Origin of the sequence: Halorubrum sp. CSM-61 (assembly GCF_003781945.1) — an archaeon.
In the GTDB taxonomy this organism is placed as follows: domain Archaea; phylum Halobacteriota; class Halobacteria; order Halobacteriales; family Haloferacaceae; genus Halorubrum.
On record NZ_RJJW01000018.1, the window covers coordinates 1 to 12198 of the forward strand.

The following is a 12198-nucleotide window of genomic DNA, read 5'->3' on the forward strand; positions in this document are numbered from 1 at the left end:
TGAGTTCCTCGGCTACTCACCGCCGCCGCTGCTCGACCGGCTGATCGAAGACGCTCAAAAGATCCACCAGCAACGACCAATCTTACAAGAGACGCTCGCTACCGCTACACAACCGAGGTGTGAGACTTAACTAAAGACGGATGGTCGTAGGAGTATCCGTATTCTTGCTGGGAGTGGGACTTGCATTCGTATTCAGTACTGTCGTCGGATTAGTTGCGGTCGAACTTCTTGTTATCCTCATTTACCTTCTCGGAGTACACGCTGCTAACGGACGTTCTTCCTCCACCTGACCGGTCACGTGAATCTCTTGTAGTTACCGCGCTACTCACCACATCGAGATACAGAGGGAACAGCCCACCTCGGAGAGATAGTTCACTTCGACGACCGAGGCAACCCCACCGAATTCTTCACCCGTATCTCGCCGCATCGAGGGCGTTTCGTCGCTTAGTCGTCGTCAGCGGTGTACGCGCCGCCACGGCGCTTGACGCGTGCGACAACGAGCCGCTGGTCGTCCTGCCGGAAGCTCACGGACAGCCGGAACTCCCCTATGCGTACCTTCTTGTACGGGCTGTTCTGGAGCGGTTCGCCGTAGTCCGGCGGGTCGCGCCACGGTGAGGAGACGATTTCATCGAGCTTGTCGAGTATCCGGTCTTGTTCGGTAGGGGACAGTCCGTCGAGGTCGTCTTCGGCCGTCGAGGAGAGTTCCCACGTCCACCCGTCGTCACTCATCGCTCGTGCCGAACCGCTCGCGGGTTTCCTCGGCGCTCGTCGTTCGTCCCTCGCGGATGTCTTCCTCGGCTTCGAGCAGGGCGACGAGTTCGTCGCGGTCGAACGTCGGGAACTCGACGGCGTCCCGAAGCGTGTACCGGATGAACTCGCTCCGGCTGTTGAACCCGCGCCCCTGCCACGTATCGTCTATCTGTTCGAGGAACGACTCGGTGAGCTTGAAATTCACCGTGGCGATGTCGTCCCCGCCGTCGTCATTCGTAGCTGCTTCAGACATATAAACGTAATACGCTGGTCTTACCAATAGTCGTTTCGGCGGAGGCTCACTCACCGCGTAACCGACGTGGATAGCCGCGTCGAGGAGCATTTCTATCACATTACTGATTACGATTCAGTCATCCCTCCGTGAGCGCGGGTTAGCGAAATCCGGGGTGTCGCTTGAGGGGACGCGCCCCCGGTCGATTTCGGGGCAATCCCGCCGCAGTCTGTGAGTTAGTTTGTGTTTCCTGACACTTCACCGAATCGCATTACGGCGAGGGATGCCCTGTTTAGCGAGAGAAGCGAATCTTGAACGGGTTTCGTTCAGACGAGTGTGGCCAGAACAGTGTGCGTACAAGGAGTGTACGGCAGAAAGAGCCTAGGCCGAGATTTGAACTCGGGGTCTCGTCCTTACCAAGGACGCGCTTTACCGCTAAGCTACCCAGGCGCAATCAATCGTTGACCGGATTCGACTTTATGGGTTTCGATTCGGGGGCGACCCGTCACGCGGGCACACACCGTCCCGTCGCCGTCGGGCGACTCACCGATCGGTCGCGCTGACGGCGCGGTCGGAGATGTCTGCGATCCGGTCGGCGGTCGCGTCCGGGAGCGCGCGGCCGGCCGGCGGGAACTCGCCGTCGTAGTCGGCCGCCAGATCGCGGGCGTACGTCAACAGCTCCTCGGGCGGGTCGCCGCCGACGGCGGTGGTGCCGGCGACGACGGCGAGCTCGAGGGCGTCGATCTCCAGGTTCCGGTCGAGCGCGGTCGCCGCGGCGGGGTCGGTCCCCTCGCGGTCCCGGAGCGTCTGGTCGCGGCCGAACGCGCGCACGACCTCGACCGCGGCCGCGGCGGCGTCGGTGCACGCCAGCAGCGAGAACCCGCGCGAGACGAGCACGTCGGCGGTGAGCACGTCCATGTCGGCGTCGATGTCCGTCTCCCGCGTGGCCGCGGTCGCCCACGGCGCCTCGTGGGCCACCGACCGGGTGAGCCGGAGCCCCTCGTAGATGAGCTGGACGCCGGCCGCCCGGTCGACCACCGCGTCGGGGTCGATCTCGGGGTCGACGGCGCGGGCGGTGACCAGCGCCAGCACGCCGGGCGTCACGGCGGCGTTCGCGATCCGGTCTTCGAGGGCCTCACGCAGCTGATCGGGCTCGACGTCGGCGAGCGCCTCAGACGCGGCGTCACGCGCTCGCGCGGCATCGTCCATTACGTAACGGTAGTCGATCGAGGGGCAAAGACCTTTGGAAACGAACGGGATACCCGGACGTGATTCGTACCCGAGACGACGACGGGGTCCGCGTCGTGACGATCGACCGACCGGAACGCCGGAACGCCCTCCGGTCCGAGGACCTGACCGCGCTCCGCGCCGCCGTCACTGACGCCGACGCGCCGGTGACATACCTTCACGGCGCCGGCGACGCGTTCTGCGCCGGCGCCGACCTCGACGCCGTCGCCGGCCTCGACGACCCGGAGTCGTTCGCCCGCGCGGGTCAGCGAACGGCGGCGGCGATCGCCGGTACGGAGACGGTCGTCGTCTGCGGGATCGACGGTGCGGCCCGCGGCGGCGGCGTCGAGATCGCGCTCGCGGCCGACCTCCGGATCGCCGCGCCCGCGGCGACGTTCGCGGAGCCCGGCGTCGGGTTCGGCCTGTTCGGCGCGTGGGGCGGGACCGTCCGCCTCCCGCGGGTGATGCGCGAGGGCGACGCCCTCGACTTCGCGCTCTCGGGCCGGGTGCTCGACGCCGACGAGGCGCTTCGGACGGGGCTCGTCTCCCGGGTCGTCGACGACCCGCGGTCGGTCGCGGACGAGATCGCAAGCGGCGAGCCGGACGCGCTCCGCGCGATCAAACAGAGAGTGCGCGACCGCAGCGACGACGAGACGCAGGAGCGCGCGGAGGCGACCGCGTTCGCCGACCTCGTGCGCGCCCACGCCGACGACATCGCGGCGACGCGCGGGGAGTAGGCCGATCCGGAGCTCGTCGCGTCCCCGGATCTGCACCATCTGTCCACGATCGCTCGGATGTGACATGTAGCGAGCGGAATTTCACCCTTTCAGGGGTGGGTCCAACTGACAGCACATCGTAGCAAACCACGCACTACGACTCGTCTGGATGTTCCACCGCTTCCAGACCCGCTTCGATAATCTCCCGGTAGGCATCATCAAGGGCCATCTCTTTCTGTTTGGCGAGGTCTTTCACTCGTCCATTCAGTGTGTGTGATATGTCGATGTTCGGGCGCATTTGTGTCCAAAAGACATTTAGACACATATCTACAAACATCTATCGTCGTGAGGCGAACGGTCACGAGTCGAGATACCAGTCGGCCACGCCCTGAAAGACGAGTACGGCTTGGGCTATCACGACCGGCTCCGCCTCGAAGTCTGCGGCGCTCCGAAATGGGACGGCCAACAGGGACGCTTGGAGATACAGTACGACGAGATAGACGACACGTTCAGGGCCTTTCAGCCTGTTACTGTGCCTGATTCTCGACAGGATTCACCACTGGCTTCTCACGAAGCCGCGCTGGACGTGGGCGCGAATAATCTCGTTGCCTGTACTACCACGACCGGCCAGCAGTACCTCTACGAAGGCCGCGACCTGTTCGACCGCTTCCGCGAGACGACCGACGAAATCGCTCGTTTACAGTCGAAACTCCGCGAGGGACGATACAGCAGTCGGCGGATACGGCGACTGTATCGCAAACGGACACGGCGGCGCGACCACGCACAGGATGCACTGGTTCGAGACCTGCTGGACCGACTCTACGCCGAAGGGGTCGCCACGGTGTACGTGGGTGACCTTACCGACGTTCTCTCGACGCACTGGTGCGCCGATGTGAACGCGAAAACGCACCAGTTTTGGGCATTTCGGGCGTTCATCAAACAACTCTCGCAGGCTGCCGAGGAATACGGCATCACTGTCGAGGTGCGGTCAGAAGCCGACACAACCCGAACGTGCCCGGCGTGTGGCGAGCGGGACGCCACAGACAGAGACGGTGACCTGTTCCGGTGTCCGTGCGGTCACGAAGCTCACGCCGACCTGTGCGCGTCTCGTACGTTCCTCGAACGACAGGCTGGTGAATCCGTTGGGTCGATGGCTCGGCCCGTGCGTCTCAAGTGGGACGACCACAACTGGTCGGAGCTACCACACTCTCCTGAGAGGGCAAGTCCCAACGAGAAGCGCACAAACCGGAGTACCGGTGATGGGAAACTTGCCTCCGTGGGCGCGACATAGCCAGCATCCCCATCGGAGGAATCACACGGCTGAAGCCGTGGGAGGAAGTCAAAGGTTTAAGTAATTCACCGATCAATCACCGAATGCGAAGCACGCACCGGTAGTGTAGTGGTATCACGCAACCTTGCCATGGTTGCAACCCGAGTTCAAATCTCGGCCGGTGCATCTTCTCGCTACGCTCAAAGATACACCGGCCTGCCTCCCGTTCGCTTCGCTCACGGGAGTCTCGGCCGGTGCATCTTCTCGCTACGCTCAAAGATACACCGGCCTGCCTCCCGTTCGCTTCGCTCACGGGAGTCTCGGCCGGTGCCCCTCTGGCTGTTTCAGTCATTAGCGCTGCTTTTCGATTCGGCCTCCTCGGATCTCTGATTGCTGAGAGCTCTATCGATCGTTTATAGATCGATCTGCGGTCGGCGCGCGCCTCCGAGCGCCCATCGGGCGCGAGGAGCGCGTGCGAGGGAGTCTGTCGCCCGGAGCAACGCGGAGGGCGACTGACGAGGCTGGGGAGGCGTGAGGTGCGGTTGCGGGGCGGTCGGGCGGGACTCAAAGGGGCAGCCGCGAGGAGTGCGGAGGCGACGTAAGCACCGCAGGAACGAGCGGAGCGAGTGACGAGGAGCACAGCGAGCGTGCGCACTCCTCGCGGCTGGGGCTTTGGAGGCGTTCACCGCGGAATCGTCGATCACGTATTACCGAGCGGCTGGGGCTTTGGAGGCGTTCACCGCGGAATCGTCGATCACGTACTACCGAGCGGCTGGGGCTTTGGAGGCGTTCACCGCGGAATCGTCGATCACGTACTACCGAGCGGCTGGGGCTCTGGAAGTGTTTACCGCCGATCAACTATTTATTATTTATAACCGCTCAGTCGGACCAGCGAACGCGTCTCCGATCGAACCGTAACCGACCGTTCCAACACATCGATCCGACGGCAACCGTCACGGTTAGGTTCGCCCGTTCGTTTGGACAGGTAAACCCGTCTCCCCGGCGGTCGCGCCGGGGAGCCCGACCCCATCATGCAACAGTACCTCGATCTCGTCGACGACACCCTGTCGACGGGCACGTACAAGCCGAACCGGACCGGCGTCGACACGATCGCGACGTTCAGCGGGCAGTACACCGTCGACCTCACGGAGGGGTTCCCCCTCCTCACGACCAAGAAGATGGACGGCTACCGCTGGAACTCGCTGATCCACGAGGTGCTCTGGTACCTCTCCGGCGAGGAGCACGTCCGGAACCTCCGCGAGGAGACCAAGATCTGGGACGCGTGGGCCGACGAGGAGGGGAAACTCGACACCGCCTACGGCCGGTTCTGGCGGCGGTTCCCCGTGCCGGACGGCGTCGACGCGCTTCCGGGTGAGACGTGGCCGGAGGACGCGCACCGCTGGGTGAACGTCGAGGAGGGCCCGGACGGCGCCGAGCGCCGGACGTTCGACCAGATCCAATACGTGCTCGACACCCTCGAGGAGAACCCGCAGTCGCGCCGGATGGTCGTGAACGCGTGGCACCCCGCCAACGCCGCCGTCTCGACGCTCCCGCCGTGTCACTACACCTTCGTCGTGAACGTGCAGGACGGCCGGCTTAACCTGCACCTCACGCAGCGCTCGGGGGACATCGCGCTCGGGGTCCCGTTCAACATCGCCGCCTACGCGCTGCTCGCGAACGCGCTCGCGCAGCGGACGGGGTTCGAGGTCGGCGAGTTCGGCCACACCGTCGTCGACGCCCACGTCTACTGCGGGCGCGGCGAGCGCGGGAAGTGGTACGCGAACAACCTCCCGTACGTGCAAGACCGGCTCGCGACCGTCGAGAGCAAGGCCGACTACCTCGACGTGAAGAGCTGGGTCGAGCGGACCGCGCCCGACGAGGCGGACGGCGAGGAAGGGTACGACCACGTCCCCGGCCTGCTCGAACAGCTCTCGCGGGAGCCGCGCGAGCGTCCCCGGATCGAGATCGCCGACGTGCCGCTCGACGAGCTCACCTACGAGGACGTCGAGGTCGTCGACTACGACTCCGCGGACGGCATCTCGTTCGCGGTCGCGGAGTGATGGCCGGCGACGCGTCCGGAAGCGACGCGGCCGGCGGCGCCGACATCGACCTCGTCATCGTCGCCGCGGTCGCCGAGAACGGCGTCATCGGCGACCGCGGCGGGATGCCGTGGCACTACCCGGCCGATCTGGCCCACTTCAAGCGGCTCACGACCGGCCACCCCGTGATCGTCGGCCGCGCGACCTACGAGAGCATCGCCGACCGGATCGGCGGTCCGCTCCCGGACCGGACCAGCGTCGTGTTGACGACGCGCGACCTCGACCTCCCCGAGGGCGCCGTCGTCGCGGGGGACATCGAGGAAGCGGTCGACCTCGCGGCCGCCGACGCCGCCGACCGCGGCGTCGCCGAGGTCTACGTGATCGGCGGCGCGACCGTCTACGAGCAGCTCCTCGACCGCGCCGACCGAATGGTGCTGACGGAGGTCCCCGAGCGGCCCGACGGCGACACGCGCTTTCCGGACTGGGACGCCGAGGCGTGGACGGAGGCGGAGCGAGCGGTCGCCGATACCGGGGGCGGCGACAGGGGCGGGAGCGCCGAGGCCGGCGACGACGACAGGGACGACGACGACGCCGACCTCGCGTTCGTCACCTACGAGCGCGCGGACGGCTGAACGCTCCGCCGAACGCGTATAGGGCCCCGGGTCCCGGACCCCTTGTACCGGTTACGGATGCTTTTTCAACCGTCCGACGTAAGAAGGGGTAATGAGCCAGCGCGACACCGCGAGAGCGGGTGATCGACGATGATGGGTGGTAACGATCAGCAGGCGTACGACCGCGGCACGTCGCTGTTCTCGCCGGACGGGCGGATCTATCAGGTCGAGTACGCTCGCGAGGCGGTCTCGCGCGGCGCACCGAGCGTCGGCGTCCGGACGGGCGACGGCGTCGTCTTCGTCGCGATGTCTCGCCCCTCCTCGACGCTGATGGAGGCCGAGAGCATCGAGAAGCTCCACAAGCTCGACGACCACCTTGGCACCGCGAGCGCCGGCCACGTCGCCGACGCCCGCCAGCTGATCGACCTCGCGCGCCGTCAGTCGCAGGGGAACCGCCTCCGCTACGGCGAGCCCGTCGGCGTCGAGACGCTGACGAAGTTCGTCACCGACCACATCCAGGAGAACACCCAGCGCGGCGGCACCCGACCGTACGGCGCCGCGCTCCTCATCGGCGGCATCGACAACGGGGAACCGCGCCTGTTCGCCGCCGACCCCTCCGGTACCCCCAACGAGTGGAAGGCGACCGTCATCGGCGGCGGCCGCTCCGACATCCAGGGCCACCTCGAAGAGGAGTGGACCGAGGGGCTCTCGCTCGACGCGGGCGTCGAACTCGGTATCGCCGCGCTCGCCGCCCACGACGACGAGTTCGATCCGGAAGACCTGGCCGTCGCCACGGTCACCGAGGCCGACGGCTACCGGACCCTCCCCGTCGAGGAGGTCGCCGAGGCGTTCGAGGCCGCGGGGCTGACGATCGGCGATGACGAGGACGACGAAGACGCCGAGACCGACGCGGACGCCGACGACGCCGACGACGCCGCCGACGAGTAGCTCTCTCGTCTTCGATCCCGCGGTCCTCTCTCACTCTCCCCTCCCGGATCCTTTTGTCGCCGCTCCCCGAACCGCGGGTATGGCACGCATCGCGGAGCTCGTCGCGTACCCGCTGAAGTCGAACGACGGCGCCGCGGTCGACCGCGCCGAACTCGGGCCGAACGGCGCCCTCCGGGGCGACCGGTCCTACGCGATCGTCGAGGCCGGCGTCGACCCGCACGCGGCCTCGGTCGGCGGCGACGGCGGCTACGTCAACGGAAAGAGCGAGCCGGCGGTCCACGGGCTCTCGGCGAGCTACGAGCTCGCCGGGACGACCGACGCGACGCCGACCGCGGTGACCCTCTCGCGGCCGACGCGTCAGGAGACCGGGGTCGCCGCGGACGAGGAAACGTTCGCGCTCCCCGAGGACGGCCCCGCGCTGGAGGCGTGGGTCGGCGAGTACCTCGGCTACGCGGTCGATCTGGTCCGCGAGCCGGACGGGGGGCTCCCGGACGACCGGGCGGCGCCGGGCCCGACGGTCGTCTCGCGGGCGACGCTGGAGGCAGTCGCCTCGTGGTTCGACGAGATTTCGGGCGCGACGGAGATGCGGAGACGGCTCCGACCCAACCTCGTGATCGACGGCTGCCCGGCGTTCTGGGAGGACCGGCTGTTCGCGGACCACGGGGAGGCCGTGCGCGTCTCGATCGGCGAGACCGAGCTGTTCGGCGTCAACCCGTGTCAGCGCTGCGTCGTCCCCTCCAGGGACCCGGACACGGGCGAGCCGATCGACGGGTTCCGCGAGACGTTCCTCCGGAGGCGCCGGGAGACGCTCCCGCCGTGGACCGAGAGCGACCGGTTCGACCACGACTTCCGGCTCATGGTCAACACGGTGGTTCCGGAGTCGGAGTGGGGCTCGACGCTCGCGGTCGGCGACGCGGTCGGGATTGAGGAGACCGTCGATATCGACGAGAACGACGAGATCTCTGCGGGGGCAGAGCGGTGACGCGACGGGGAACGCCCGGACGGGAGAGCGCGGCCGCTCGGTCGAGAGAACGGCGCATCTGGTACGGCTACGGACAGCTGACGCGCGCTGAAAAGAGCCGCTTCGGCGTCTTTCTCCACGACACCACTCGGCTGTTCGCTGAGATCTCGGTCTTCTCGCTGCCCGTGTTACTGCTCGTGATAGAGCACCCGGCCACCGGTCGCTTTGACGCGAAGGCGACGGGGCTCGTCGCGTGGATCGCCGCGGTGGTCGCCGCGACCCTCGTCCGAGGCGGGTTCGTTCGACCGCTCGCGACGCCGACTCCCGGCTGGGTGACCCTCTCGCCGTCGCTGCTGCTCCTGCGGATCCCCTACTTCAACGGCGGACTGGCCCTGGCGATCTTCGGCGGGCTCTGGGTGGAACGGTCGATCGCGGTCCTCGCTCCGGCGAGCGGCGGGATCGGCGTCGCCGCCGGGCTCGCGTGGGCCGCCGGAGTCGCGACGCTTGCCTCGTTGTCCTTCCCCGGTATCGCGGACCGGTGGCTCTCGACCGTCGGGTGAGTCGATCCTCGCGAACGTCGGCGTCCGCGAACGCCCTCAGCGTCCGCCGTCCGTCATCGCGACCGGTTCGTCTTCCGCCGCCTCGGCGGGCGCGTCGCTTCCGCCGGCGGTCTGTCCCTCGACGCCCGCGGTGTCGGGCGTCGTCGCGCCGACGCCGAAGTGGGTCCAGAGGGTGGCACCGACGACCGCGTAGGCGACGAGGTCGTAGTGGACCGTCCCGTCGAAGCCGGTGAACGCGGCGGCAGTGCTGTACGCGAACAGCGCCGCGACGCTCCCGACGAACAGCGCGTCGGTCGTGAGCCGCCCCGCCGCGAGCCCGCCGATCGCCCGACGGATGAGCGGGCCGCAGGCGACGAGGAACGCGATCCCGGAGAGCGCGCCGAGGTTGACGAAGAAGTGCGTCGCCATCCGGGAGTCGAGGAGCGTTTGCAGGTACTCGACCGTGAGCGGGTCGTAGAACAGCCACTCGATCCGGGTCGGGTACAACACCGCGATGTACGGCGTCGCCACCATCAGTCCGAACAGCACGGCGACGGCGACGCGGGCCGACGCGAACTGCGAGGCCCGCCGCGCCTCGAACGCCCGGGCCGCCGGATCGACGACGAGCCCGCACGCCTCCAGCGTCTCCCGGAGGTCCTCGCGGGAAATAGACGGGTCGTGGTGGACGCCGACGGTACCGTTCCGCGCGGTCGCCGACGCGGCGCTCACGTCGTCGCGGTCGCGGAGGACGGCCTCCAGTAGTTTCTCCCGCCGTTTCGTGTCGATCCCCTCCACGGAGAAGGTGTCGTGGACGTGCGGTTCGGGCACCCGCGCGACCCGCGGCCCCGAGTCGGGAGCGGACGCGACGGGCGAAGGGTCACCGGTCGGCGTCTCGTCGACCGCCCCGTCGATCCCTAGATCGCGGACCGCGGCGTCGAGCCGCGTCGACCGCCCGCGGTGGTCGTCTGGCATGTGAACTACCTACACGCGTACGGGCATGAAGCTTCCCCCTGTCGGGGATAGAGTGGGTTCGCTACTGTCCGACAAGCGCCGGTCAGGAGTTGACCGACTCCATGTAGGAGGTGACGATCATCTGGCCCTTTCGCGTGAGCGCGGCGCCGGTGTCGCCGTCGACGACGAGGTCCTCCTCGCGGAGCGTGTCGAGGACCATCTCCGTCTGCGTGACGTCGCCGGTGACCACGTCGGCGATGGTCGCCTCGCCGCCCGCGGAGTAGATCGACACGAGGATCTCCAGCTGTTCCTCCGTCGGGTCGAACGCCTCGACGTCCTCCATCACCTCGTCGTACTCCTGCTTGATGTACCGGCCGAGCACGTTCAGGGTTCGTTTGTCGGGGACGGTCGCGATCGAGGTCACGGTCTGAGTCTCGGGGACGTGGCGGAACACGAGCGCGGGGCGTTTCTCGCCGGCGATCGTGCGGTCGGTGCGCTCGTAGTCGATGACGCTGGAGAGGTCGACCGCGAACGGGTCCGGGCAGTCGTCGAAGCCGATCGCGCCCGGCGAGAGGGTGATCGACGCGGTGTGGTCCGAGGCGTCCGTGACGCGGCCGCCGAGCTTCGCCGGATGGCGGACGGTGACCGTCACGCCGCGCAACAGGGCCTTGAACAGCAGCCGGGTGAACCGCTCCATGTCGTCCGGCTCGCCCTCGACGAGGGCCGTGCGCCGCTTCCCGTCCCGCTCGTAGGCGACGGTGACGCTGTCGCTGAAGAAGGACTGGAGGTCGCCGGGGACGGTGCCGACGACGACGTCGAACACCTTCGAGAGGGGGACGGTCGTCTTGCCGTCGTCGGTGACCAGCACGAGTCGTCGCTGGCTCAGGAGAACGCGGCCCGACACGGGTTCGTCGCTTCCGATGCCGGAGGTGTGGACGCGGCCGACGAAGTCGGCGACGACGGACTCTTCCATCGGACACTGCTTGCGGCCCTCCGGTATTTACTGTTTCTCCTGCCGTATCATTCGTGATACCATACCAATAGGCAAAAAACGAACGTGTTCGGGCGTTCAGGGGTGGCCGTTCGTGCGAGAAAAACGCGGAACAGCAAAGCCTAATGAGGTGGGCATCAAACCGCCGGGTGATGCCCACAGTAGAATACCTCAACTACGAAGTGCTGGACGACCACGGCTGGTCGATGGACGACGACGACCTGTTCGAGGAGGCGGCCGACGCCGACCTCGACGACGAGGACTACGGTACCCTCGAAGTGAATCAGGGCGAGTACATCCTCGAGTCCGCCGAGGCGCAGGGCTACGACTGGCCCTTCTCGTGCCGCGCCGGCGCCTGCGCGAACTGCGCCTCCATCGTCAAGGAGGGCGACATCGAGATGGACATGCAGCAGATCCTCTCCGACGAGGAGGTCGAGGAGAAGAACGTCCGCCTGACCTGCATCGGCAGCCCGGCGACGGACGAGGTCAAGATCGTCTACAACGCGAAACACCTCGACTACCTGCAGAACCGCGTCATCTAACGCCGCTTCGACCACGCCGCGGTCGTACTCGCAGACGGTGTTCGATGTGGGTCACCCCCATCGGTGCCACCGTTTTTTCGGAGGACCCCGAGCCGGACAGCGACGGCGACGGGCGCTCTCCCGGACGCCGCCGATCGGGCGGTGATCGTCCGACTCGCCCGTGAAATCGGTACCGCGACGTGACGTACGGCAGCCGGTTGCGCATCCAGATCGCGACCGGCGGCCCGACGGCCTTGACATCCTCCCCGCGCTGAAGCGCGAGGATTCCCACGGCACCGTACCGCTGGGTTGGGATATTGTGGTTTACGACGTTACCTGTTCTTGAGGCGCGAACGCGCCAGTTTCCGTGTCAAACAAGAACGTCGATGGCTGTGCCAACCAGCCGTTACTCCTATTCACCGAGAGATTCGGTGAACTCGGA

12 protein-coding genes, 2 tRNA genes and 2 pseudogenes are annotated in these 12198 nt (G+C 67.0%); 9 read left to right on the forward strand and 7 right to left on the reverse strand.

Translation table 11 applies throughout. The annotated features are described in order from the left end of the window. Positions 1-444: 444 nt before the first annotated feature. The 4 genes from EDM04_RS18085 to EDM04_RS18100 all read right to left on the reverse strand — a co-directional run bounded on the left by EDM04_RS18085 (position 445) and on the right by EDM04_RS18100 (position 2191). Positions 445-729: a type II toxin-antitoxin system RelE/ParE family toxin gene (locus tag EDM04_RS18085; RefSeq protein ID WP_123624594.1), complete on the reverse strand. Its 285-nt coding sequence runs from the start codon at positions 727-729 to the stop codon at positions 445-447. Further along, on the reverse strand, positions 722-1003 hold the full coding sequence (locus EDM04_RS18090; protein WP_123624596.1) for a ribbon-helix-helix domain-containing protein: 282 nt from the start codon (positions 1001-1003) through the stop codon (positions 722-724). Before EDM04_RS18090 ends, EDM04_RS18085 begins: the two co-directional genes overlap by 8 nt. A 357-nt stretch (positions 1004-1360) precedes the next feature. After that, positions 1361-1432, reverse strand: a tRNA-Thr gene (locus EDM04_RS18095). Positions 1433-1525: 93 nt separating this feature from the next. Then, positions 1526-2191, reverse strand: a complete 666-nt coding sequence (locus tag EDM04_RS18100; protein ID WP_123624598.1) for a hypothetical protein — start codon at positions 2189-2191, stop codon at positions 1526-1528. Positions 2192-2250: 59 nt separating this feature from the next. Here EDM04_RS18100 and EDM04_RS18105 point away from each other — a divergent pair, with 59 nt between their 5' ends. The 8 genes and pseudogenes from EDM04_RS18105 (at position 2251) to EDM04_RS18145 (ending at position 9314) form a co-directional block, all read left to right on the forward strand. Further along, positions 2251-2946, forward strand: coding sequence for an enoyl-CoA hydratase/isomerase family protein (locus tag EDM04_RS18105; protein ID WP_123624600.1), 696 nt, complete (start codon positions 2251-2253; stop codon positions 2944-2946). 328 nt (positions 2947-3274) lie between these two features. Continuing rightward, positions 3275-4216: pseudogene (locus tag EDM04_RS18110) on the forward strand (RNA-guided endonuclease TnpB family protein); the annotation flags it as partial. Positions 4217-4310: 94 nt separating this feature from the next. Further along, positions 4311-4381 (forward strand) — tRNA-Gly (locus EDM04_RS18115). 845 nt (positions 4382-5226) lie between these two features. Beyond that, the gene (gene thyA / locus EDM04_RS18125) at positions 5227-6255 is read left to right on the forward strand and encodes a thymidylate synthase (RefSeq protein WP_123624604.1); all 1029 of its coding nucleotides are present in this window, start codon (positions 5227-5229) and stop codon (positions 6253-6255) included. Then, positions 6255-6866: a dihydrofolate reductase gene (locus EDM04_RS18130; protein WP_123624607.1), complete on the forward strand. Its 612-nt coding sequence runs from the start codon at positions 6255-6257 to the stop codon at positions 6864-6866. The genes thyA and EDM04_RS18130 overlap by 1 nt, the downstream gene beginning before the upstream one ends. 132 nt (positions 6867-6998) lie before the next feature. Further along, a complete protein-coding gene (locus EDM04_RS18135; protein WP_123624609.1) occupies positions 6999-7793 on the forward strand; it encodes an archaeal proteasome endopeptidase complex subunit alpha in 795 nt (264 codons plus the stop codon). Positions 7794-7872: 79 nt separating this feature from the next. Further along, positions 7873-8775 carry an MOSC domain-containing protein gene (locus tag EDM04_RS18140; RefSeq protein WP_123624611.1) on the forward strand — a complete coding sequence of 301 codons (903 nt, stop codon included), beginning with the start codon at positions 7873-7875 and terminating at the stop codon, positions 8773-8775. Next, complete coding sequence (locus EDM04_RS18145) at positions 8772-9314, forward strand: hypothetical protein (protein ID WP_123624614.1); 543 nt, start codon at positions 8772-8774, stop codon at positions 9312-9314. Before EDM04_RS18140 ends, EDM04_RS18145 begins: the two co-directional genes overlap by 4 nt. A gap of 36 nt (positions 9315-9350) precedes the next feature. On the opposite strand, the gene EDM04_RS18150 is transcribed toward EDM04_RS18145, so the two are convergent. Together EDM04_RS18150 and EDM04_RS18155 are read right to left on the reverse strand one after the other, a co-directional pair. Continuing rightward, positions 9351-10265: a hypothetical protein gene (locus EDM04_RS18150; protein WP_123624616.1), complete on the reverse strand. Its 915-nt coding sequence runs from the start codon at positions 10263-10265 to the stop codon at positions 9351-9353. 82 nt (positions 10266-10347) lie between these two features. After that, positions 10348-11217, reverse strand: a complete 870-nt coding sequence (locus EDM04_RS18155) for a CheF family chemotaxis protein (protein ID WP_123624618.1) — start codon at positions 11215-11217, stop codon at positions 10348-10350. 170 nt (positions 11218-11387) lie between these two features. Here EDM04_RS18155 and fer point away from each other — a divergent pair, with 170 nt between their 5' ends. Then, entirely contained in the window at positions 11388-11777 is a 390-nt protein-coding gene (gene fer / locus EDM04_RS18160) for a ferredoxin Fer (RefSeq protein ID WP_095637398.1), read from the forward strand. A 157-nt stretch (positions 11778-11934) separates the two neighbouring features. On the opposite strand, the pseudogene EDM04_RS19195 reads toward fer, so the two are convergent. Further along, a pseudogene (locus EDM04_RS19195) lies at positions 11935-12006 on the reverse strand (YccF domain-containing protein); the annotation flags it as partial. Positions 12007-12198: the final 192 nt, after the last annotated feature.

What these genes read in the sequence shown, in the direction of transcription:
- EDM04_RS18085 (WP_123624594.1), bottom strand. Translation starts at nt 729, where the DNA reads ATGAGTGACGACGGGTGGACGTGGGAACTCTCCTCGACGGCCGAAGAC.
- EDM04_RS18090 (WP_123624596.1), bottom strand. Translation starts at nt 1,003, where the DNA reads ATGTCTGAAGCAGCTACGAATGACGACGGCGGGGACGACATCGCCACG.
- EDM04_RS18100 (WP_123624598.1), bottom strand. Translation starts at nt 2,191, where the DNA reads ATGGACGATGCCGCGCGAGCGCGTGACGCCGCGTCTGAGGCGCTCGCC.
- thyA (WP_123624604.1), top strand. Translation starts at nt 5,227, where the DNA reads ATGCAACAGTACCTCGATCTCGTCGACGACACCCTGTCGACGGGCACG.
- EDM04_RS18130 (WP_123624607.1), top strand. Translation starts at nt 6,255, where the DNA reads ATGGCCGGCGACGCGTCCGGAAGCGACGCGGCCGGCGGCGCCGACATC.
- EDM04_RS18135 (WP_123624609.1), top strand. Translation starts at nt 6,999, where the DNA reads ATGGGTGGTAACGATCAGCAGGCGTACGACCGCGGCACGTCGCTGTTC.
- EDM04_RS18140 (WP_123624611.1), top strand. Translation starts at nt 7,873, where the DNA reads ATGGCACGCATCGCGGAGCTCGTCGCGTACCCGCTGAAGTCGAACGAC.
- EDM04_RS18150 (WP_123624616.1), bottom strand. Translation starts at nt 10,265, where the DNA reads ATGCCAGACGACCACCGCGGGCGGTCGACGCGGCTCGACGCCGCGGTC.
- EDM04_RS18155 (WP_123624618.1), bottom strand. Translation starts at nt 11,217, where the DNA reads ATGGAAGAGTCCGTCGTCGCCGACTTCGTCGGCCGCGTCCACACCTCC.
- fer (WP_095637398.1), top strand. Translation starts at nt 11,388, where the DNA reads ATGCCCACAGTAGAATACCTCAACTACGAAGTGCTGGACGACCACGGC.